This is a genomic window from Kitasatospora griseola (assembly GCF_014648555.1).
In the GTDB taxonomy this organism is placed as follows: Bacteria; Actinomycetota; Actinomycetes; order Streptomycetales; family Streptomycetaceae; genus Kitasatospora; species Kitasatospora griseola.
Map to the genome: position 1 here is coordinate 16396 of NZ_BMRI01000022.1, position 21932 is coordinate 38327.

Sequence of the window (21932 nt, forward strand, 5' to 3'; positions counted from 1 at the left end):
TGCTGTACTGCGGCGAGTGGATCGAGAGCCACACCCTGCACATCTACCTGCTGCACGCCCCGGACTTCCTGCGCCTTCCGGACGCGCTCGCGCTGGCGCGCACCGATCCGGCGCTGCTGGCGCGCGGGCTGCGGCTGAAGAAGGCCGGCAACGAGATCGTCGAAACCCTCGGCGGCCGGGCTATCCACCCGGTCAACATCCGCGTCGGCGGCTTCCACCGGCTCCCCGAGCGGGCCGAACTCGACCGACTGGCAAAGCTGTTGGAACAGGCCAGGACCGACGCCGAGGACACCCTCGGCTGGGTGGCGGGGTTCGACTTCCCCGACCTCACGGTCCGGCACGAACTGCTGGCGCTGAGCGGCACGGACGGCTACGCCATCGACGCCGGCTCCCCGACCGGCACCCGCACCGGACCGTTCCCGGTCCCGGAGTTCACCGACCGGGTCCGCGAGCACCAGGTGCCGCACTCCACCGCCCTGCACGCCACCCTCTCCGGCCGCCCCCACCTCACCGGACCGATCGCCCGCTGGCACCTCAACGCCGCACAGCTGCCTGACGACATCCGCGCCCTGGCCGCACGGGCCGGCCTCGAACCGCAGTGCGCCAACCCGTTCCGCACCATCCTGATCCGCGCTGTCGAAGTGCTGTGGGCGGTCGCCGAGGCACAGCGGATCATCGAACAGTACCGGCGGCCGCCCGCACCGGCGGTCCCGGTTCCGGCCCGCCCCGGAACCGGCCACGGCGCGACCGAGGCCCCGCGCGGACTGCTCTACCACCAGTACGAGCTGGACCGCGACGGCCTGGTCCGACGCGCCGTCATCGTCCCGCCCACCGCCCAGAACCAGGGCGCGATCGAAGCGGACCTGCGAGCCTTCGTGCAGCCCCGGCTGCACTTGGACGACGAGGAGCTCACCCGCCGGTGCGAACAGGCGATCCGCAACTACGACCCCTGCATCTCGTGCGCCGCGCACTTCCTCACTCTCAGCGTGGAAGGACGCGGCGATGACAGCTGACCAGGTCGTGCTGATCGGTGTCGGCAACGAGTACCGCCACGACGACGGGGCGGCGGCAGCCGTGCTCGCCGAACTGACCGCCTGCGGTGTCGAGGCGGACCGGGTGGCGCTCTGCGACGGCGAGCCCACCCGGCTGATCGACCTCTGGGACGGCGCCGCGCTGGCCGTGGTGGTCGACGCCGTGCACAGCCACCCGGGCGATCCGGGCCGGATCCATCGGATCCGCACCCGTGGGGACGCCACCCGGCCCGAGCATCCCGGCGGCGGGTCCCACGGGCTGGGCCTGGGCGAAGCGGTCGCACTGGCCCGCGTCCTGGGCCGGCTTCCCGGCGAACTGGTGGTGATCGCGGTCGAGGGCGGCGACTTCACGATCGGCCAGGGCCTCGGCCCGGAGGTGGCCCGCGCCGTACCGCGGGCCGCCGAACTGGTGCGCGAAGTCCTGGCCGAACACCGGATCCGGTACGGGAGGAGCTGAGATGGCCGTCGAACTGCGACTGATCGAGGTCTACGGGACGGTCCAGGGCGTGGGCTTCCGCCCGTTCGCCCACCGGCCGGCCTGCTCACTCGGGCTCACCGGCCGGGTGCGCAACGAGGACGGCCGTGTGGTTTCGCTCGTCGCGGGACCGGCCGGTGCGCTCGCCGAGTACGCCGCGGGACTCGAACACGACGCACCGCCACTGGCCAGGGTCACCCGCGTCCGAAGCCGCCCGGCTCCACCCGGCGAACAGGCCGACGGCAGCGGCCCGGCCGATCGGCGAGCGCGGAGTGAAACGAGCCCGCCTTCAGAACGGTGGGCGGACCGGACGGGAAGGAGGCCTGCGACGTGCCACACGGGCTGCTGCGCGTCTACCTCGGGGCGGCCCCGGGAGTCGGCAAGACCTACGACATGCTCGCCGAAGGGCAGCATCGCGCCGCGGAGGGCACCGACGTGGTGGTCGCGCTGATGGAGGACTACGGGCGCCTGCCGACCCGCCGGATGGCGCAGGGCCTGGAGACCGTCCCCCGCCGCACGCTGACCTACCGCGGCGCGGAGTTCACCGAGATGGACCTCGACGCGACGCTCGCCCGCCACCCGCAACTCGCCCTGGTCGACGAGCTCGCGCACAGCAACGTCCCCGGCAGCCGTCACACCAAGCGCTGGCAGGACATCGAGGAACTGCTGGCTGCCGGGATCGACGTCATCTCCACGGTCAACATCCAGCACCTGGAGTCGCTGAACACGGTGGTGGAGCAGATCACCGGCATCCGCCAGCAGGAGACCGTGCCCGACGACGTGGTCCGCCGCGCCGACCAGATCGAAGTGGTCGACATGTCCGCCGAAGCCCTGCGCCGCCGCATGGCGGACGGCGACATCTACCCGCCGGATCGGATCGACTCCGCGCTCAGCCACTTCTTCCGGGCCGGGAACCTCTCCGCGCTCCGGGAGATCGCCCTGCTCTGGGCGGCCGACCGGGTCGAGGAGGCACTGCTGCGCTACCGCCACGACCACGGCATCCAGCACCCGTGGAGCACCCGGGAACGGGTGCTGGTCGCACTGTCCGGCGGCTTCGAGGGCGAGGCGCTGATCCGGCGCGCCAAACGCATCGCCTCGCGCGGGGCGGGCGGCGAGTTCCTCGCCGTGCACGTCGCCCGCGACGACGGGCTCGCCGGCGCACCCCCGGAACAACTCGCCCGCCAGCGCGCCCTGGTGGAGGAACTCGGCGGGACCTGGCACACCGTCAGCGGCGACGCCCCCGCGAAAGCCATCGTCGCCTTCGCCCGACAGGCCAACGCCACCCAGATCGTCATCGGCGCCAGCCGCCGCGGCCGGCTCAGGAGCATCTTCCGGCGGGGAACCGGCGAGGCCGTCGTCGAAGCCTCCGGCGAGGACATCGACGTCGACATGGTCACCCACCCCGCAGCCACCCACGGCCACCTCCTCAACCGCCGGCCACGCCACTGAGCGCCTTCCGGCGAGGCCAGGGGCCTCCGCCGGTCGCTCCACGGACGGTTGTCGGGCTGTCGTCGGGGAACGCTGCTCCACGGAGGGTCGCTGACGCGATCCCCACGCGAATTCCATGACACGGCGCACCGTTGCCAATTGCACCGGGCCACAGACGCCGCCGGCTCACGCCCGGCCTGCCCGGGGTCAAGCAGAGCAGCAGAAGAAATACATGCCAGACCACTGGCAGAGAGACCTGACAGGACATGTCATGGCTACGGGAAAACACCGAATCGTTCTCCGCTCAGGAGCGGCGGGAGACACTGGAGTACTGAACCGACGAGCGCCTGAGGAGGGCGAAGCCGGTCGAGTCCCCAACGGCCCCTGCCGAGACGCTGCGGCGAATCCGCGAGGAAGAGGAATCGCGGCAGGGCTCGACGGACACGGCCGCCCCGCCCGCGGAGGAGGCCGAGGCGATTTCGACCGAAAATCCTGAAAAGGTCGATCCGAACGTCCGCCCCTCTTGGAACTGCGGAAAATTCTTCTTCACGCAGGTGAACCCGACCGGGGGCACGCAGGACTACCAGGGAAGCGCCGCCTTCGTCGGGGACCCGAAGGTCGTGATGACCGCCGGTCACTGCGCGAGCGCCGGCACCTCGGGCCGGATCAACACAAAATTCCTCTTCATCCGGTCCGCCTGGAGCTCGATCTTCGGATGGGTCGGACAGAAAGTTTCATTCTCACACTGTGCGGTGCCCGACGAGTGGTCGGTCAACGGGAACTACGCCTACGACTACGCATTCCTCCAGGCCCACGAGAGATCCGAAGCCGACTGGCTCGGCCTGGACTGCCGGCCGCAGAATTCAGGAATCCCGTGCATCTCCGTCGGCTATCCCCAGAACTACGGGAATGCCAATGACATGCATGCCGTGAGAGGGACCGCCGATTACGACATCGAAGGCATTGACAGGATGCCGCAGAACCCGTTCTCGCACGGCTGCAGTGGAGGACCTTGGATCATCTACTGGAGCAACCAGTACGCCCCGGACAACAATAGGGCGATCAGCCTGAATTCCTTCGGCATCGCCGGGTATCCCGGCGTGTGGGGACCCCGCTTCGACGGGCGTACGTTCGACCTCTTCCGGGCGACCAGGGACTATCAGCCGCCATCGGCCGGAGACCTGCATTCAGCGGCGGGCGGATGAATCAGTAGGGGACCGGCACCTGCCCGGTCGCTGCACCGACCTCGGCCGTCAGCGTCGCGGTCGCACCGTCCTCCACTGCCAGACCGCCATCCAGATGGCCGCCCACCCCGAAGACCGGCTCGAAGGCCCGTCTTCTCACGCACAGCACACGCCGGTGGAGCGGGACGGGGCGGCCGGACACCGCGCGGTGGACCCGGCCGCGTCAGGGTGCGCGTGGTCGCGGCCGGATGCCCGGCCGATGAGACTGGTGAACGTGACCACAGCCCCGGGGACCGCCGATCGGCACGGTGCCGCCCGTGTGCTCGTCGCGTACGCCGGCGTCCACGGCTCGACCCGGAGCATCGCCGAACGCCTCGCGGCACGCCTGCGGGAGCAGGAGTGCGAGGTCGACACGATCGCCGTCGACGTCGTCACCGATCCAGCCGGATACAACGCTTACGTGGTCGGCAGCGCCGTTCACGACATGAGGTGGCTCCCGCCCGCATCGCGGTTCGTCCGCGCGAACGCCGGCCTGCTCGCGGGCCGGGATCTCTGGCTGTTCACCGTGGGGATGCCGGATGCGCTGCGGGGCCCGTGGCGGGCGCTGGCCGCCCGCGAGGAGGAGCACGTGGTGGGCGACCTGATCGCCGAGCTCCGGCCTCGCGGGCACCGCCTGTTCTCGGGGGTCGTCGAACCTGAGCACCTGACACGCGCCGGACGCGTGAAGTTCCGGGCGATGGGACTGCGGTACGGCGACCACCGGAACTGGTCCGCGGTCGACGCCTGGGGTCGGGAGATCGGCCGGAGCCTGTCGGGCCGTGGCGAACATGCCGGCGGCACGCCGGAATGACCGGGCCCTGTTCCCGTCGCCCGAGGTGGGCCGAGCTTCCCTGAACGGCTGCGAAGGGCCCAACGGCCCATACGCCGACCCCCGGGCGGCCCATGCCCGCCCGCCGCCGCGGCCGCGAAGCTGGGAGGAGATGGAACAACGCGCATGGAACAACGTGCGAGGAGGTTGTGATGGCCGGCGATCTTACCCAGCAGCGGCGACACTGGTGGCCGTTCCCGGACCTGTTCGAGGACTTCCCGTTCGACCTTCGCCCATCCTCGGGTGATCACATGATCCGCGTCGAGGAGTGCGTGGAGGACGGCACCTGGGTCATCCGCGCCGAACTGCCCGGCATCGACCCCGACAAGGACGTGGAGATCACCGTGCAGGACGGCGTACTGCGGATCAAGGCCGAGCGCACCGAGGAGAAGAAGGACAAGCACCGCTCCGAGTTCCGCTACGGATCCTTCGAGCGCGCCGTCCGGCTGCCCGGTGAGGCCAAGGAGAAGGAGATCACCGCGAGCTACGACAGAGGCGTCCTGACTGTCCGTACTCCCCTCGGCACGACCGACAAGCAGCCGCACACCGTGCAGATCACCGGCGGCAGCTGACAAGGGGCCCGGGACCCGGGCCGGATCGGAAGGGCGGAACCATGACCGAGGAACCGGCCCTCGACGGCAAGATCGTCGTCGGGGTGGACGGATCGGAGCAGTCGAGGAGGGCCCTGCGCTGGGCGGTGCGGCAGGCCGGGTTCACCAACGGTGTGGTGGAGGCGGTGATGGCCTGGGAGCCGCCGTTCTCCGGGTGGGGCAGTGCGGTGCCGGCCGGCGACGAGGCGCGCTTGGGGCAGCTGGCACGAAAGGCCCTTGCCGAGAGCGTCGAGAAGGCCGTGGGCGCTCGACCACCGGTCGATGTCCGGCTCAGGGTCGAGGAGGGCACCCCGGCCTGGGTCCTGCTGTCCGCCGCCCGGGAGCGGGCGTCCCTGCTGGTCGTCGGGCACCGCGGCCTCGGCGGTTTCGAAGGCGCCCTGCTGGGCTCCGTCGGACAGTACTGCGTGCAGCACTCGCCCTGCCCCGTCGTGGTCGTACGCACCGCCGAATGACGGCGCACCGCCCGCCGCTCGGGACGAGCCGCTCCACCGGCCCGCCGCCGTCGTGCGCCCCCAGCCGAAAGTCCCGATGAACGCACCTCTGCCCGACCGACCTGTGGAGAAGACCGTGTCCGACGTCGAACCGCCCGTCCGAACCCCCGGGACCGACTCCGCCCTGCCACCGGGGCGCATCCGGGTGGACCACCTGTCGGGGGACGCTTACCGGGTCGCGGTCCGCGGCCACCGGCTGGTGGTGGACCAGCCGTCCGACGCGGGCGGCGACGACACCGGTCCCACGCCGACGGAGCTGTTCGCGGCCTCCCTCGCGTCCTGTGTGGCGTTCTACGCCGGCCGCTACCTGGCGCGCCACGGCGTGGCCGCCGACGGCCTGCGAGTGGAGGCGCAGTTCACCATGGCGACCGACCGACCGGCCCGGGTCGCGGAGATCACCGTGACGGTCGACGTACCGCCCGGGCTCGACATGGCGCGCCGTGACGCGCTGCTCGCAGTGGCCTCGAACTGCACCGTCCACCACTCCCTCCAGCAGCCACCGACCGTGCGCATTGCGCTGGGACCGGCCATGGACGAGCGGTGAACACCATCACTCTGCGTGAAACGGCTGCTGCGCCCGTGGCCCCTCAGGGGGGCGGGTGGATGCGGTGACGGCCGGGTCGTAGGGCCCGCGTGGCGGGCCCCGTCGTCCGGCGTGTCACAAGCGCTTACCGCCGGCTCCGGCGACGGATGGTGGCCAGGCGCAGGATCGTGCCGCCGAGGGCGGTGGCAGCGGCGGCCCATCCGATGAGGGAGGGCAGGGCGGGGGTTCCGGTGGCCGGTAGCGCGCCCGCGGTGGCACCCGGCGGACGGATGGGCGGGGGCTCCGGTGCGGTGGGCGGCGGTGTGGGCTCCGGTGCGCAGTCGACCACGTTGGTGACCTCGGCCGTCAGGTGCTCGCCGGTCAGTTCCTCGGTGTCGGGGAGGGGGAGGTCGGCGGGGGCGCCGTCGAGGCGGGTGAGTCGGGACGAGACGAGGGTGCATCCCGGGCGGTCGACGGTGGCGGTCTCGGTGATGGTGATCTGTTCGCCGATCCGGTAGCCGGTGCGGGCGGTGTTCCACGGTTGCGGGGTGGCGTCGGCTCCCCCGGGGCCAGTGAGCCGGAGTGCCGCGGTGAGACCGGCCGGTTGCTGCCCGTCGGGCAGGAGCCGGCCGTCGACCTGCCAGGTCTTGGTGACGGTGACGTCGGCCGGTCGGGCGGGGCGGTTGTGCACCAGGCAGCTGATGGCCTCGTTGCTCGGCACGGTGACGGTGAAGGCGGCGCCCTGGTCGGTGACGGCGGCGGGCGCCCCGGTGTTCAGGTTGGTGCAGACCGCGTTCCGGCCGCCCTGGGTGACCAGTTCGTAGCCGTCCTGCTGGATTTCGCCAATGGTGACGGGGCCGCTGTCGGTGCCGGTGAAGGTCGGCCGGAAGGCGACCGAGCCGGTGCCGTCGTCGGTGGTGGTCGCGGTGGCCGGAAGGCCGCCGATGCCGGGGTCGTCGGTGGTCGCGTCGAAGGTCCAGCCCGGCCCCGCGTTCACCGAGCCCGTGACGTCCTCGCCCGTGGTGTCGGCCGGGGCGATCTGTTTGACCACCGAGATGCTGCCCTGGCAGCGCGACAGTGCGAGATCGTGCAGGTCCTGGCCGGCGGAGGGGAAGTCGGCGGTCTGGAAGTAGTCGGCGCTCAGCAGGTTCGTCCCGTCGTACAGGGTCGGACCGGACAGCGCACGGAGGTTGAGTCCGGACACGCCCTCGACGCCCTTGCCGACGCCGACCGCGATGATCCGTGCGCCGGTGGCCTTGACGGCGTTGGCGGAGAAGATGCCGTTCTCCACGTCCCGGAAGTGCGTCCGGGAGCCGTCGCCCTGCGCGTCGTCGGCGAACCGGGTCGGGTTCCCGTCGGTGATCACCACGACCGCCTGGTACCGCTCGGTGGCGGCGGCCACCGCCGCCAGGCCCTGGTCCCAGTTGGTGCCCTTGCCCAGCGTCCACCCGGCGTAGAGCTGTTTGAAGGCGTCGGCGCCGGCCTTGGTGGAGACCGGGACCAGCTCCGGGTGGTTGCGGTCCACGGTGGTCGCGGGGGACGCCTGGTCGAAGGAGAAGAGGGCCATCCGCGACGGGGTGCCGGTCAGGGCGTCGGCGAAGGTGTCGGTGGCCGCCTTCAGCTGCGGGAGCGCGCTGCCGACGGAGGCGGACAGGTCGAGCACCACGGCGACGTCGAGGCCGCAGCCGACGGTGGGGACGGGGTTGGTGCGGGAGTCCTGCCACACGCCGCCGGAGGCGGTGTAGTTCGTGCCGTAGGTGTCACTGATCATGAAGCCGTCGGGGCCGGTGTCGGTCGACGCGTACGTCCGGCCGGCCGCCAGGGCCGGAGTCCGGAAGGTGTAAACAGAGGCGATCGAGTCGCTGCCGCTGCCCGGCCCGGTGCGCAGCACCGGGTTGGCGAACCACCCGGCGGGTGCACCGTCCGGGAGCTGCCGCACCCAGAAGCGCGCGCTCTCGTTGGCCCCGCCGTCTGCGGTGTCCGGCACGACGAAGGAGCAGTCCCCGTCCGCGTCGGCGACGCAGACGCCCCAGCCCGGATCCACCGGGACGTCGGACGCCTCGTCCGCGTACAGGCCCAGCCGTACGCCGGCCAGTGGGGCCACTGCCTGCGCGGCCGTCCGGTCCCCACCGGTCCGCACCGTCACCACGGAGGTCTCCGCCCCGGGCGGCGGCACCGCACGGCCGGCGAGAGGAACGGCGGCGACCGCCGAGGCACTCAGGAACAGCAGGACCGGCACGGTGAGGAACGGCCGGCGACAGGAAGTACACATATCGGACACCACGCCATATTGACCAAGAACTGGACGATATTGGTCGATTTCCTTCCAGGGACACGCCGACGACGATCCGGTCACCCCTGCGAAAGTGGCTGAACACCGGGCAGCGCACCCCGCACCGCCCGGTCGACGAGCCCGCCGTCCAGCAGGCTCCACAGGACGATCTCCGGGCCGGGGCGGCCTGCCCTGCGCGGGACGGAACGTTCATCGCCGAGCGGTTCGACCAGCGGCGGTCACCTCGCAGTGGTTCCTGCTCCGGCCGGCGACGCGTCCCATCGATCAGCGCGGGGAGAGCGCAACGGTGTCACTCGAACGGTGGAAACCGCTCAAGTGATTCGTGAACGAATCCGACGAAAGACGCAGGAGGCCCATCACACGAACGGAGTCACCTGATGCGCCGGATCAGCACCGCGCTCGCCGCCCTCGCCGCAATATCCACCGCTCTCCTGCCCGCCACCGCCGCCGCCGGCACCGACCGGCCGACTGTCCGGACGGCTGCCGTGCCGAACCCGAACTTCACCGTCCACTGCTCCACCACGATCAGCGGTGTGCAGCAGACCGAGAGCTGGCTGTTCCAGCCCGGCCCGACCACCGCGGGCCGCACCGTCTCGGCGACCCACCGCACCAGCTACCGCGGCTGCTCGGGCAGCGCGAGCAGCACCCTCAACCAGAACACCCCCGTCATCTGGGACTCCACCTGCCAGGACCCGTTCCCGGGGTTCAGCACCGAGACGGTCACCTACACCTGGGACACCGGCGACACCACCACCGTGGAGTACCGCCAGGTGGTCGCGACCCACGAGGCCCGCGGCAACCTGATCCGCACCCGGATGAAGAGCAACGGCGTCGTCACCGCCGGAAGCGGCCTCGGCAAGACGGTCACCCGCAGCACCCTGTTCGACCCGGTCGGCAGCGGCTGCAACCGGGACACCACCGAAGTGTTCGGCGTCACCAACGACTTCAGCATCGCCTGAGCAGCCCACCCTCCCCGTGCCCGCCCCGCCCCGGGGCGGGCACGAACGCGTCCGCGAAGCGCCCCAGCCTGGGGCCCCTACCACCGGTGTCGATGCCCGCCTCCGGGGGGCCGCCCCGGCTCCCGGCCGCCGTCGCCGCCGCCCAGGACCGCCCGGAGGGCCGGGTCCGCGCGCCTCCGCCCGCACCAGGCACGGCGGGTGTCTCACCGGTAGCGCCAACAGCCGTGTGCCCCACCGCCCGGAAGCGCTGGGGCACACGGCCGTGGTGCGACTGTCAGCCGTTGAACGGGAGGGAGGGCTTGAACCAGGCGGACCAGTTGCCGTTGTGGTCGCGCTCTCGGCCCCAGGTGTTGTTGTCCGTGCCCATCGCGATGATCAGGAAGTTCCACGGATCACTGGTAGGCGTCAGAAACGACACGCCGCTTCGCACGTTGCCGCCCATCGAGATCCACGGACCCCAGACGTTATTGGTGTCGGTCCACCGGGTCCACACCGCGTAGTCGGTGCCGACGACGAACTTCTGCTTGGTGTTGTTCGGGAGGTTGTACGTGGCCACCTGGTACTCGCAGATGTATTCGCGTCCGGCGGAGGAGCAGACGCTCGCCTGGGCGGGTGCCGACGAGACGGCAACGCCCGCGGCGACGGCCGCTGCGACGACGACGGCCTTCAACTTGCGGATCGACATGGTTTCCTCTCGATGGTCGCGCCCCGGCCTTCCTCGGCCGGGCGCGCTGAATGTCTGCGGTCTGGCACGACCGTGCCGACGCCCCGGCAGGGGGCGCGCGGTCACGGGTGGTAGAGCTGGGTCGCGGTGGTGATCCGGCCCTGCGCGTCGAGCTTCAGCGCGAGCTGGTTGCCGTAGCAGTGCTGCAGATCGGGCGCCGAGTTCGGGTCCTTCGCGCAGGCCTTGACGAGTGCGGCCAGGGCCTGCGGGGTGGCCTGCTTGGGCTTGAGGTCGATCAGGACGAATGCCTGCGCGCCGGACGCGAACTCGTAGGTCTTCGCGTCCCCGGCAGCCTCGAAGTAGCCCTCGCCGGGCACGTCCGGCCCGCAGACGAACTTGGCGGCCCGAGCCTTCAGGACGGTCTTCGGGCTCTCGGCAGCATCGACCGCGACGACCACCGTGCCCAGGGCGGCGGCGCCCGCGGCGCAGTCAGCGGCCGGCGGGGAGGCCTTTGCGGTGCCCGCGCCGGACTTTCCCGGGCTCTCGGCTCCGCCGGCCGGCTTGGACGTGGCGGGCGACGGGGCCGCCGCGCCGCCGGCGGTGGGGGCGGCGGCGGAGGCCGTACCGGGCGCGGCACCGACGGGGCTGCCGTCCGGATCGCAGGCCGCGAGGGCGAGGACGGACGCGGCCAGGACTGCGGCCGTGGTGAAGCGGTTGAGACGCATGGTGAAAATCCTCAGTGGATGGTGGGTGGGCATGACGAACCGAGCCGTGAATTCGTCGGCGCCCCCGCGGCCCGACCTTCACTTCCAAGATCCATCGGATGGACATCCTGCCCGGTTCGATGAACCCCACCACGCCGGTTCGGCCCTTGACCGTTCCATGTGGAACCAACTCGTGACACCTGTTGCATACCCCGCCCGGTATATTGCGGACAGGCAACAGGTCTGTACCAACGCCACCGAAAGCACCCCCACCCGCCACCGCCCGTCCCGTAGCAGGCCGTCAGAGCACCCCCGGCCGACGACCGTTCACCACCCTCGCGAGCGCGGTCGCCCGGGGTCGGGCTGTCCGTCGGGGTGGGTCGGTGCTCGGGGAGGCCCGCCAGGGCCGCGCCGGCCGTCCTGCTCGGCGGCGCGGACGTAGGCCCCGCCCCGGGAACGGCGGCCGAGCCGCGGAAAGCGTCCTTCGACTCCCCGTCACCACGGCCGGGCGAGCTCCAGGAGAAACTGCCGCCGGACACGCTCGGCCTCCATGCCCAGGCCCATCGCTCGCCCGGGCCAGCCGTTCGCGGTCTCGGCCGCTGAAAGGCGGCGACGGCCTCCGGGGTCACTCCTGGCTTCTCGGGTCCCCCATGGTCCATGTCGCGGTCATCCACGGTTGGCGTGAGTACGACGAGAGTCGACCGATTGCCCGAACTCCCCGCGCTCGGAGCAGACGGCTTGCGGCGGCCGTGTCGCAGCGCTGGCCACCGGGCGTTGCGTCCTCGTCCAGGCGGGCAATCACCTCGTGCGCGCCGTGGGCGGCCAGGACACGGCAGCACCGCTCGACCAGGTTGGCCCCGAGCCCGCGGCCGTGGTGCTCCGGAAGGAGATGATCCTCTGTCAGTGGCGAGCCGGGCCGGGGACGAAGCACGTCTGTTGCCGGTGCGGATGGACGGTGTGGGGTGGGACCGATGCGGTAGGCCATCGACCCTCACTCGACCGGTGCGTGCCCGGATGTCGGGCCGCCGGGTGCGGTGCGGGGCGTGGAGCAGGTGGCCGGTGAACCAGTGGGTGGCGAGGTTCGCCACTTCCTCCAGGGGTTCCTCGAAGAGGTGGGTGGCGCCGAAGCCGAGACCCTGCGGGAGGACCGATGACCAGCCTCCGGATCGCGCCTGAACTCGTACTCGCATCCGGTCCCGCTGCTCGATGCGGAAGCGGTGTGGGCTCTCCTCGACCAGCCCGACCTCCCCGTCACTGACTTCCAGCTCATCTCCAATCGACCGTCAGCCGTCCGGCCCGCCGGCCCACGTGGGTGCCGAGCTCGGCGCAGGCGGTGGTGAACCGGCCACGGATCCACTCCCACTCGTCGCCGCGGGCGAGGCGGGTGTGGCAGTTGTCGAGGAACAGGGGCAGTGCGTCCAGCCGGACGGGGGCCAGGCGTGCGGGCTCGGGTCCGTCGAAGGTGACCAGGAACAGCAGCCCCAGGTCGTTGCGCAGCGCCGGGTGGACGGCGTAGTCGTCGACGAAGTCGCCCATGTCGTAGATGATCCGGTCTCCGACGCCGTGGAAGACGTGGGCGGAGTGCCCTGCCACCAATGTCGCGCCGGCCGCCAGCAGCTGGGGTGCCGCCGCGAGCACGTGCCGCGGCGGTCGGGAAGTCATGTTGGGGCCCCAGTGCGCGGTGACCAGCACGATGTCGGCCTCCCGCGCGGCCCGGACCACCAGCTCCCGGAGCCAGTCGGGTACGCCCGCATGGAGGTCGGCCCAGGCCACCCCGGGACGCTGCTCGTCGGCCGCGTAGTCCTCCGGATGGTCGGTGGCGGCAACCACCGCCAGCCGCACCCCGCCCGTCTCCAGCACCGCGAACTGTCGGGCCGCCAGAACGTCCCGGCCCGCTCCCGCCGTACGGATACCGGCGCCCTCCAGCAGGACACGGGTATCGGCAAGGGCGTCGAAGCCGTAGTCCAGCGCGTGGTTGTTGGCCAGGGTCACGCAGTCCACCCCCAGCTCGGCGAGCACCCTCGCCGCCGAGGAAGGGGCCCGGAAGAAGAACGGCTTGTACGGGTCCGGCCAGCGGTGCCCTCGATCGGAGACGCAGCACTCCAGGTTGAGCACCACGAGATCGGCCTCCGCGAGTGCCTCCCGCACCTCGGCGGCGAACAGCGTCTGCGGCGTCGGCGAGTGCCGCAGCTCCTCGGCGACGCCACGCCCGAGCATCGTGTCGCCGGCCAGTGCGACCTTGAGCGCCATTCTCCCGATCCGTTCCCGCTCGCCGTGTTCGGACGTCGACCGTCACCTGGCTGGTCAAGCCCTCGTCCAGGTGGAACGCGTGCAGCGAGCCTGCCTTGGGCACCGCCCCGACCAGCTCGGCGGTGTCGGCGTCCGCCATTTCCGGAGACCCGCTCGGTCACCCGCGACGACTCCCCTTGCATCGCGCGCGCGGCCCGCTCCTCTGCCCGCCGCATATCCGGCCCCACTCCTCCAGGCTCGTCCTGCGCTCCCCCGCAGGCAACCTCGTCCGGTCGGCACATTGACCGCCGCCAGTACGCGGACACCGCCTCGGCAGTGGTCGTCGGCAAAAGCCGAATCCTGGAATCGACCAGAACACATGGAAGTTTCCATATCCATTGCTGGTGCTGGTCGGAGTCCGCCACCTCCTCCGCCCACGTCTGCTCCTCCTCGGACGGCGAGAAGAACATGTGCAGCTCACGCGCGGTGATCAGCCGCTTGAACCACGGATACGCGGTCCGCTCGATCGAGGTCATCCCCACCCGACGCGCCCAGCCCCTGCCGGGCGCGCCGTGCAGGATCGTCGCGGCGTCAGCACAGGGAAGGAGCGGAACCCGGGACAGGACCGAGCCCCGGCGGTAAATCCGGAACTCGGGCTCACACCTTCAAGATCATCCCACTACCCCTTTCGGTCTCGCCTCGACTGGACCATGAGAGGGCGAGACGGGGACAGCCGCGGACGGCGGGCGTGTGCAGTTCGGGCGGGACGGCGGCGGTGTGCTGGACCGGGTGGCTCCACTCGTCGAGGCTCAGGAGTTCGGGGAGCAGTTCGGCGCACTGGCCGTAGCCGGTGCAGGCGATCCGGTCGATGCCCGGGACTTCATGGGCGGGGGCGGTCGTGTCCGGCGCTCCGCTGGAATCGCGGCCGACCCGGGCAGCGCGGTGGGTCGGTGGCAGTGGCCGTGGCGGACGTGGCGGGCGTGGTGGTCGACGTCGGCGGAGAAGGCCCGGCTCCGCCAACCTGCGCGAGGACCGTGCCGGCCGGGGTTCCGGGCTCGATCCCCAGGACGCCGGGGCGGCGGACGGCTCCGGCCACCGTCGCCGGGGCGGTGCCCGCCAGCGTGTCCATGCCGGTCCGCCGAGAACAGGCCACGCCGTGACGGGCGATCAGGGCGAGATGGGCCAGGGTCTCGACGTTCTGGACCAAGGTCGGCCGTACGCGGACCCCGCTCTCCCAGGTGCGGGGCCGGAAACGCGTCGGGCAGGCAGAGCTCCGTTCAGCCAGTGGGCCAGGGCAGTCGACATCGCTGGTGACGTAGCCGTGCGGCAGCCTCCACCCGCATGGGCACCGGGTCGAGCAGGGCGGCGCGGCGCTCGTCGAGCGCCGCGGCCAGGGCGGCCGACCGATTGGTGCGGGTCCGGGTCACGCGCAGGTGGACGCGGTCCGCGCCGACCGCCCCGGCGGCCGGAGGTGGCGAAAGCGCTCATGCCTGAGCGGCATCGGGGCCGGGCTTTTCACTCTCAGTGCTTTCCGAGGGGATTCCGAGTTCCACCACTTGGGCGCGGAGCTGGTCGAAGGTGTTGTAGCGACGCATCGTCACGGTGGTCCGGTAAATTTCTTCGGGCAGGCGGTGGGTCCATTTCCTGGCCGAACAGATGCATTCCGAGAGGTTCCTGGGAACCGGAGGGGGGAGTGTGTTCAAGAGTGCCTCCCATGGGTTGTGCCTCTTTTCGGGCTCATCAATTGCAGGGACCGACCGCGACGGGGCTGCGGGCGTGATGCGGAGCTGCCTGGGTGACGGGGCCGAGGTGCGGTCCGCTCGGGGCGCGGCGGGTCCGCCGTCCAAGCACCGGTAATTCGACCTCGTCGGCGGCTTCGACCACGCCGAGGGTTCGCGGGCCGCGGACGGCCGGACCGGCTGCTGTCGCGCCCGGCGCTCGGCGTCGGAGGTGGCGAGGATGTGGGGGCCGCGCCACGGCCGGACCTGAAGGAGTTCCAGCGGCAGGCCGCGCCGCGCCGTGCCACTTCGCGGGCGGCCCAGTGCGCGGCCGCCGCGCTCTCGGCCGTGCCCCGTCAACCCCGACGACGGGCGCGTCCATCGGTACCTCCTTCGCCGGCTCCCGCAGAATCGGCCGTTGCCGGGCCACCGTCCGCACCACGAGGTCAATGGGTGTCCACAGGTCGAGCGGGGCGGGGGGCGGTCCGGTCGGGCGCAGTGCCTCCTCCTCCAAGGGGCGACGTCCGCATCCTCCCGGCTCGCCCGCCGGTCGCTCCCGGCCGCCACGCGGTCCGTCCCCCGCCCGGCCGCCTGTTCCCGCTGATCCGGGTGCGGGCACCGATCACTTCGCGGCGACGTCGGCTCGAACGGCCGGCTCCTGCGGTCGGTCCCGGCCGACTCGTCCTTGTCGGAAAGCACGCCTCCCGCACGTCGTCCGGGCCGTTCCCGATGGACCGGTGCGCGCGCCGTACGGATGGTGGTCCGTGGGGCACGAGAGCGAAGGACATGAGCGCAGACGCGGAGGCCGCGCGGATCGTGGCGGGTGTGGACGGCTCTCCTGCCTCCCGAACGGCGCCGGCCCGGGCCGTGCGGCAGGCAGAACTGACCGGTGCCCGAGTGGAGACCGTGATCGCCTGGCGGTACCCGGCGGGCTACGGACGGCTGGCGCCGGTGCTCGGCCGGTCGACCCGCGGCAGGTGGGAACTGCCCGGCCGAAGCGGCACGCGCTTCCCCTACCCGCCGGGCCGGCGCCGGCCGGAAGTCGAGGCACGCATGAGCACCGACGACCGGGACCGGGCGAGACACCGTGCCCTCGCCCCCATGCGTGTCCGTACGCAGGCACCGGGTGCCCCGCAGCGCCGCCCCTCCCCCGAGACGCACTGCGGCAGTGAGCCGACCGCCCCGTTGGCCTCGTCCGTCCCCGGGCTGCCGCTCGGCCTCCCGCGTCGGCCCGGCGGACCGAGGTGCTGGGCGGGCCCGGCCTGCCCTTCACCGCGCACATCCCGACCGGCCTCGCCGCCTACGCGCTGACCGTGGTGCCGGAGCCCCTGAGGACCACCGGGCCGATCGACGAGATCACCGTCCCGAAGCCCGACCCGCGTGCCACCTTCCCCGCGGCCCTCTGGGCGAAGGCGCGCAGCACGTCCGCGCCTGACGGGCTGTGACAAACGGGAGGTGACGGTACGTCAGACATCCAGTCCAACACCCGCGTCTGCGGAGGACTTCGACCGCGAGTTCCGTCGACATGGTTGACCGCATTGAAGTGACCATGGCATTTTCGTGCGGCGCGGACGTGCGCCAACCGGTCGCACGCCTGCAATCCCCCACAAGGAGAGCCATGTTCAAGAGATTCGCCGCCGCGCTCGGCGCGGTCGCGGTCGTCGCGGGTGCCCTGACACTCGGTGCCGCTCCCGCACAGGCCGTTCAGGCGGGCGACCTGACCTCCACCATCGCGCTGAGCAACTGCTCCGCCTCGCTGGTCCGCTACCCGAGTTCGGTGGACACCGACCGGGCGATGATGCTGACCAACGGCCACTGCCTGCCGACCATGCCGTCGGCCGGCCAGGTCATCCAGAACGCGAGCGCCAGCCGCAGCGGCACGCTGCTCAACTCCGCCGGCACCTCGCTCGGCACCGTCCAGGCGGACAAGGTGCTGTACGCGACGATGACCGGCACCGACGTCGCGCTGTACCAGCTCACCGACACCTTCGCCGCCATCACCACCAAGTACGCGGCGACGGCGCTGACGATCAGCGACACCCATCCGGTCGACGGGTCGGCGATGTACATACCGTCCTCGTACTGGAAGCAGGTGTGGAACTGCTCGATCAACGGGTTCGTCGGCACCCTGCGCGAGGACCAGTGGACCTGGCACGACTCGCTGCGTTACAGCGCGGGCTGCAACACCACACACGGCACGTCCGGTTCGCCCATCGTCGACGCCGCCAGCAAGAAGGTCGTCGGCATCAACAACACCGGCAACGACGACGGCGCGATGTGCACCCTGAACAACCCGTGCGAGGTGGCCGCGGACGGCACCACCACCGTCACCAAGGGCCAGAGCTATGGTGAGGAGACCTACTGGTTCACCACCTGCCTGGGCACCGGCCGGGTGATCGACCTGAACGTCAGCGGCTGCCTGTTGACCAAGCCGGCCGGCGCGGCCGTGTCGGTGACCAACCCGGGCAACCAGTCCACCGTGGTCAACGGTTCGGTCAGCCTGCAGATCCAGGCGTCCGGCGGCACCGCCCCGCTGAGCTACTCGGCCACCGGCCTGCCCGCCGGCCTGTCGATCAACGCCTCCACCGGCCTGATCAGCGGCACCCCCACCACTGCGGGCGGCTCCTCGGCGACCGTCACCGTCAAGGACGCGGCCGGTAAGACCGCCTCCACCACGTTCTCCTGGACGGTCACCACGAACCAGGGCACCTGCACCCCGGCGCAGCTCCTCGGCAACGCGGGCTTCGAGACCGGCACCGCCGCCCCGTGGACCACCAGCACCGGCGTGGTCGACAACTCCACCTCCCAGGCCGCGCACAGCGGTTCGTGGAAGGCGTGGATGGACGGCTACGGCTCCAGCCACACCGACAGCATCTCGCAGACCGTCACCGTCCCGGCCGGCTGCAAGGCGTCGCTGAGCTTCTGGCTGCACATCGACACCGCCGAGACCACCACGTCGAGCGCGTACGACAAGCTCACCGTCACGGCGAACGGCACCTCGGTCGCCACGTACTCGAACCTCGACAAGAACACCGGCTACGCCCAGAAGACCATTGACCTCTCGGCCTACGCCGGCCAGTCGGTGACGGTGAAGTTCAACGCCGTCGAGGACGCCTCCCTCCAGACGTCCTTCGTGATCGACGACACAGCGATCCAGACCAGCTGAGCCCCCACAGCCCGGCGGAGCCACCCGAACGCTTCCGGTGGCTCCGCCGGGCTCGTCCTCGCCCGGCTCCGCATCGCGGCCGACGAGCCCGGGCCCCGTCCCGTGCTACCCGACCCCACGTTGTCGGCACACGGGTTCTGACGCCTCGCCAGTCCTGTCGGCGCGCGCCGAATCGGCTTCGTCGGCCCGGAACCGGTTCTGACGTCCGGTCAATCCCGATGACGGCCATGGATCAGGGCACCTGTCCGCCGGACCGGTTCGCTGTCGCTGCGGGCGGGTTGGCGCGCAGTGGCAGCACCCTGCGGTGCAGGCCGCGCTCCTCGGGGATGCCGGCGACAATCCCGGCCCACGGCGTAGTGCTGCGGGCCCGCCTGCCGGGACCCCCGGGTGTCGCGGACCGAGGCGTGGCGTCAGTTCGAGGTCTCCGTCGGCCAGGCGGCCACCGGGTCGACGCCGGCTTCCACCGGGACGAGGGCAGCCGCGCCGGACGCCGGCGGCCACCGTGGAGTGGATGCCGGCGCACCTGCCGCTCACTCACGGCCGCGGTCGCCGCCATGGACGCGGCGATGGTCAGCCTGGTCGAGCACGCCCGCGCCTGCGCCGCCAGGAGAGAGCCGCCCGGGAATGGACCCGGGCGGAGTCCGGCCGATCGACGCCTACGCTTCGAGGGACTTCGCGGCGTCGCGGATGACGTCGAGGACGAAGTCCGGGTTCGAGAGCATCGGCACGTGGCTGCTGTCGACGTCGTAGGCCTTGGCGCCCATGCGCTCGGCGGAGGCCCGTTCCAGGTCCGGGTGCACCGTCCGGTCGTTGTTCGCGACGATGCACCAACTCGGCTTGGTGCGCCAGGCGGTACCGGGCACCTGCTGGTCGAACAGGTCGGGGACCGGCACGGCGCCCACGGCCCGGACGAGCTTCTGTTCGGCCGGCGGCAGATCGCCGCAAAAATCGCCGGTGCCCGACTCCTTGAGCCAGATCCGGCCGTGGGAGACGTCGATGTGATCGAACACGGGCGTACGGGGGAACTTGTTCTGCTGCTCCTGCGAGGTCTCGTCCTCGTCCGGGCCGAGCGCGGCGATGTAGACCAGCGCGCCCACCCGGTCGTGAACGCCGGCCTTGGTGATCAGAGTCCCGCCGTACGAGTGACCGACGAGCACGACCGGGCCGGGCACGTAGTCGATGGAGCGGGTGACGCACGCGACGTCGCTTTCGAGCGAGTCGAGGCCGTGCTGCGAACTGGAGACCACATGCCCCTCGGCCTGGAGCGCGGGGATGAGCTTGTTGAAGCACGATCCGTCGGCCCAGAGTCCGTGGGCGAAGACGATGCTGGCCCTGCTGGCCATGGGGTTCCTCGTTTCGTCGTCGTCGAGCCGTGGCGACCCGGCTGCACCGAGTGGTCACGCTATGACTCATCGCGGTCGGCCGCGACTGCTGGTCAACGCTCTGGTACGCGCTCCCGATCGGCTCGGCCATCGCGCCGGCCGTGGTCGGCCACGACCTGCTGCACGCCGTCCAGCGCGGGCTGACCTACTGGCTGATCGCGGTCTTCGGCGTTCTGGCCGTCGGCGCGCTCGTGCACCTGCACCCGCACGCCGGGACGGCAGCCGGCGCCGGCGGCGGAAGCACCGGCGGCGGGAGTGCCGACGGCGGCGGAAGCACCGGCGCCCAACCGGTCGGCCCCGCCGGCTCCGGCTCCCGGTACGACGGCCGAGCCGCTTGCCTCGACCGTGCCGGCCGGGTGCGGCGGCGCGAACCGGGGCGCCGGCGTCAACGGCCGCCCGGCCGACCTTCAACGTCGGGCTGCGCACCGTGTACGGCGGGCAGCACTCGGCCGAACCGGACCATCGCGGGCTGCGGGCCCGTCACAGGGCGGGTGTCCTGCGGACAGGCGCTCACGCCTGCCGCGCGGCGCGCCGCTGCTCCTGCCGGGGGACCGGGCCGGTGAGGCGCAGCAGCGGTGCGGCGGCGACGTAACGCATGCGGCCGGTGGTGCTGCGCGGGTCGTGGCCGAGGGTGTCGGTCAGTGCTTCGTGGCGGGCTTGGACGGTGGAGTGGTGCATGCCGAGGGTGGCTGCCGCGGCGCGGCATCGGCCGACGCCAGTGCCCGGCGCCGCAGCCTGTGGCTGCGAACCCTCGACCGCTTCGGCCTCGGCTTCGGCAGCTGACCGCGCCGGCCTCGGCGCACGGCGGGACACCCGAAGTGCGGGCGTCCGCCGCATATCCCCGGGCCAGACTGGGCATGAACGGGACAACATTCGGGCAGGGTCGACCGAACCCCGGGGGGAATCCCATGGCCGTCGCACGCCGCACGCTGCTGACCCGCGGCGCCCTCGCCGCCGTCGCCACCGCGTTCGGCGGCCTCCTCCCGACTCCCGCCGCCCGCGCGGCGGTCGGCTCCGCCGGCACGCCCGGCGGGAAGCCCACCGCCGACTGGATGTCGTACCTCGCGCCGGAGCGCTCCCTGCTCGGCCTGACCATTCCCGGCACCCACGACTCCTGCTGCACCGACCCCGCCCACGGCACCGAGTGGTCCCACACCCAGAACTGGGGCGTCCCGGAGCAGCTCACCCAGGGCGTCCGGTTCCTCGACATCCGGTGCAACGGCCTGCAGGGAACGGCCGACGAACTCGGCATCTACCACTCCGACGCCTACCAGTACGTCCGCCTCCAGGACGTCCTGGACCAGTGCCGCGCCTTCCTGACGGCCCATCCGGGCGAGACGCTCGTCATGCGGCTCAAGAACGAGAACGCGGGCGGCCAGGCCCTGGACGCCGCCGAGTTCCGCCGCCGGGTCGGCCACTACCTCGACGACCTCGGGTACCGCGGCCTCTTCCACCTCTACGGCTGGCCCACCCTCGGCGCCGCCCGCGGGCGGATCGTGCTGCTCGCCGATTTCGCCAACGACTGGGGCCTGATCCAGTGGTCCAGCGGCACGAACCAGTACTTCCGGACCCAGGACCTCTGGCAGACCGACCAGTTGTTCCCGCTGCGGGTCAAGGGCCGGGCGATCACCCAGCAGTTCGACGCGGCGACCGCCGACCCCGACTCCCCGCAGATGTACGTCAACTTCCTCAGCTACGCCGGCGGTCTGTGGCCCAAAACCGCCGAACAGACGCTGATGGACCAGTCCGTCTACCCGTACCTGGCCGCCCGCACCGGCGGGGCCGCCCGCTACGGCATCGTCCCGATGGACTTCCCCGACTTCCACGTCAACGTCCTACAGATGCTCATCGACAAGAACTTCGCCGCCTGATCGCAACGACGTGACGTCGGCGGCCCTGACGACCCGGGGCAGCCGACGTCACCGGACCCTGCCCCCGCGAAGCGGGAGCGAGTCGAACGCGCCGAACGCCGGCTCGACCACCTCGCCGAAAACCGCGTACTCGTTGGTCAGCTCGATCAGCTTGACCTTCTGGTTCACCACCAGGACGGGCTCGGAGAAGAGGGTGCCGCCGCCACCGTGGACCGGTCCGACGCCCGCCTGCTGCTGCACCTGGCGCTGCACCTTGGCGGCCCGGCTGTCGATACCCCTGCTCGGCGACGGTCCTCCGCCACGGGCAGCCGGCCGTCTGTCGCGCCACCCTGCTG

At 71.6% G+C, this 21932-nt stretch carries 19 protein-coding genes and 3 pseudogenes; 14 read left to right on the forward strand and 8 right to left on the reverse strand.

What is annotated here, in order from left to right; translation table 11 throughout:
* The 9 genes from IEZ12_RS38975 to IEZ12_RS24735 form a co-directional block, all read left to right on the forward strand.
* Positions 1-1013: Ni/Fe hydrogenase subunit alpha (locus tag IEZ12_RS38975; protein WP_229847930.1), on the forward strand; the 1013-nt coding region annotated here is incomplete at its 5' end.
* Entirely contained in the window at positions 1003-1488 is a 486-nt protein-coding gene (locus tag IEZ12_RS24705; protein WP_189274791.1) for a hydrogenase maturation protease, read from the forward strand. The genes IEZ12_RS38975 and IEZ12_RS24705, both read left to right, overlap by 11 nt.
* Position 1489: 1 nt before the next feature.
* Positions 1490-1957 carry an acylphosphatase gene (locus tag IEZ12_RS38980; protein ID WP_229847932.1) on the forward strand — a complete coding sequence of 156 codons (468 nt, stop codon included), beginning with the start codon at positions 1490-1492 and terminating at the stop codon, positions 1955-1957.
* Positions 1900-2955 (forward strand): universal stress protein, encoded by a 1056-nt coding sequence (locus IEZ12_RS24710; RefSeq protein WP_229847950.1) that lies wholly within the window; start codon positions 1900-1902, stop codon positions 2953-2955. Before IEZ12_RS38980 ends, IEZ12_RS24710 begins: the two co-directional genes overlap by 58 nt.
* 533 nt (positions 2956-3488) lie before the next feature.
* Positions 3489-4139 carry a trypsin-like serine peptidase gene (locus IEZ12_RS24715; protein WP_189274795.1) on the forward strand — a complete coding sequence of 217 codons (651 nt, stop codon included), beginning with the start codon at positions 3489-3491 and terminating at the stop codon, positions 4137-4139.
* A gap of 94 nt (positions 4140-4233) precedes the next feature.
* Positions 4234-4968, forward strand: coding sequence for a flavodoxin domain-containing protein (locus tag IEZ12_RS24720; protein ID WP_229847934.1), 735 nt, complete (start codon positions 4234-4236; stop codon positions 4966-4968).
* A 170-nt stretch (positions 4969-5138) separates the two neighbouring features.
* Entirely contained in the window at positions 5139-5558 is a 420-nt protein-coding gene (locus tag IEZ12_RS24725) for an Hsp20/alpha crystallin family protein (protein WP_189274796.1), read from the forward strand.
* Between the two features lie 41 nt (positions 5559-5599).
* Complete coding sequence (locus IEZ12_RS24730) at positions 5600-6049, forward strand: universal stress protein (protein WP_189274798.1); 450 nt, start codon at positions 5600-5602, stop codon at positions 6047-6049.
* Positions 6050-6164: 115 nt separating this feature from the next.
* Positions 6165-6632, forward strand: coding sequence for an OsmC family protein (locus tag IEZ12_RS24735; RefSeq protein ID WP_229847936.1), 468 nt, complete (start codon positions 6165-6167; stop codon positions 6630-6632).
* A 124-nt stretch (positions 6633-6756) separates the two neighbouring features.
* Here the strand turns inward: IEZ12_RS24735 and IEZ12_RS24740 are convergent, their stop codons facing one another.
* Positions 6757-8883, reverse strand: a complete 2127-nt coding sequence (locus IEZ12_RS24740; RefSeq protein WP_189274800.1) for a vWA domain-containing protein — start codon at positions 8881-8883, stop codon at positions 6757-6759.
* A 398-nt stretch (positions 8884-9281) separates the two neighbouring features.
* Here IEZ12_RS24740 and IEZ12_RS24745 point away from each other — a divergent pair, with 398 nt between their 5' ends.
* Positions 9282-9863, forward strand: a complete 582-nt coding sequence (locus tag IEZ12_RS24745) for a hypothetical protein (protein WP_189274802.1) — start codon at positions 9282-9284, stop codon at positions 9861-9863.
* Positions 9864-10137: 274 nt separating this feature from the next.
* On the opposite strand, the gene IEZ12_RS24750 is transcribed toward IEZ12_RS24745, so the two are convergent.
* The 4 genes from IEZ12_RS24750 to IEZ12_RS40645 all read right to left on the reverse strand — a co-directional run bounded on the left by IEZ12_RS24750 (position 10138) and on the right by IEZ12_RS40645 (position 14480).
* Entirely contained in the window at positions 10138-10548 is a 411-nt protein-coding gene (locus IEZ12_RS24750; RefSeq protein WP_189274804.1) for a PLL family lectin, read from the reverse strand.
* A 101-nt stretch (positions 10549-10649) separates the two neighbouring features.
* Positions 10650-11252, reverse strand: coding sequence for a hypothetical protein (locus tag IEZ12_RS24755; protein ID WP_189274806.1), 603 nt, complete (start codon positions 11250-11252; stop codon positions 10650-10652).
* Positions 11253-12497: 1245 nt separating this feature from the next.
* Entirely contained in the window at positions 12498-13481 is a 984-nt protein-coding gene (locus tag IEZ12_RS24760; protein ID WP_189274807.1) for a CapA family protein, read from the reverse strand.
* A 636-nt stretch (positions 13482-14117) separates the two neighbouring features.
* A complete protein-coding gene (locus tag IEZ12_RS40645) occupies positions 14118-14480 on the reverse strand; it encodes a ferredoxin (RefSeq protein ID WP_373295524.1) in 363 nt (120 codons plus the stop codon).
* Between the two features lie 1942 nt (positions 14481-16422).
* Between IEZ12_RS40645 and IEZ12_RS24765 the strand changes: the two genes are divergently transcribed.
* The 3 genes and pseudogenes from IEZ12_RS24765 to IEZ12_RS38990 form a co-directional block, all read left to right on the forward strand.
* Entirely contained in the window at positions 16423-16623 is a 201-nt protein-coding gene (locus tag IEZ12_RS24765) for a hypothetical protein (RefSeq protein WP_189274809.1), read from the forward strand.
* 350 nt (positions 16624-16973) lie between these two features.
* Positions 16974-17414, forward strand: a pseudogene (locus IEZ12_RS38985) (S1 family peptidase); the annotation flags it as partial.
* 201 nt (positions 17415-17615) lie between these two features.
* Positions 17616-18344: pseudogene (locus IEZ12_RS38990) on the forward strand (Ig domain-containing protein); the annotation flags it as partial.
* A 656-nt stretch (positions 18345-19000) separates the two neighbouring features.
* On the opposite strand, the gene IEZ12_RS24775 reads toward IEZ12_RS38990, so the two are convergent.
* Positions 19001-19687 (reverse strand): alpha/beta fold hydrolase, encoded by a 687-nt coding sequence (locus IEZ12_RS24775; RefSeq protein ID WP_189274814.1) that lies wholly within the window; start codon positions 19685-19687, stop codon positions 19001-19003.
* A gap of 549 nt (positions 19688-20236) precedes the next feature.
* The gene (locus IEZ12_RS24780) at positions 20237-20404 is read right to left on the reverse strand and encodes a hypothetical protein (protein WP_189274816.1); all 168 of its coding nucleotides are present in this window, start codon (positions 20402-20404) and stop codon (positions 20237-20239) included.
* A gap of 230 nt (positions 20405-20634) precedes the next feature.
* On the opposite strand from IEZ12_RS24780, the gene IEZ12_RS24785 reads away from it, so the two are divergent.
* The gene (locus tag IEZ12_RS24785) at positions 20635-21597 is read left to right on the forward strand and encodes a phosphatidylinositol-specific phospholipase C (protein ID WP_189274817.1); all 963 of its coding nucleotides are present in this window, start codon (positions 20635-20637) and stop codon (positions 21595-21597) included.
* A 111-nt stretch (positions 21598-21708) separates the two neighbouring features.
* Here IEZ12_RS24785 and IEZ12_RS24790 read toward each other — a convergent pair.
* Positions 21709-21932 (reverse strand): annotated as a pseudogene (locus tag IEZ12_RS24790) (phospholipid scramblase-related protein); the annotation flags it as partial.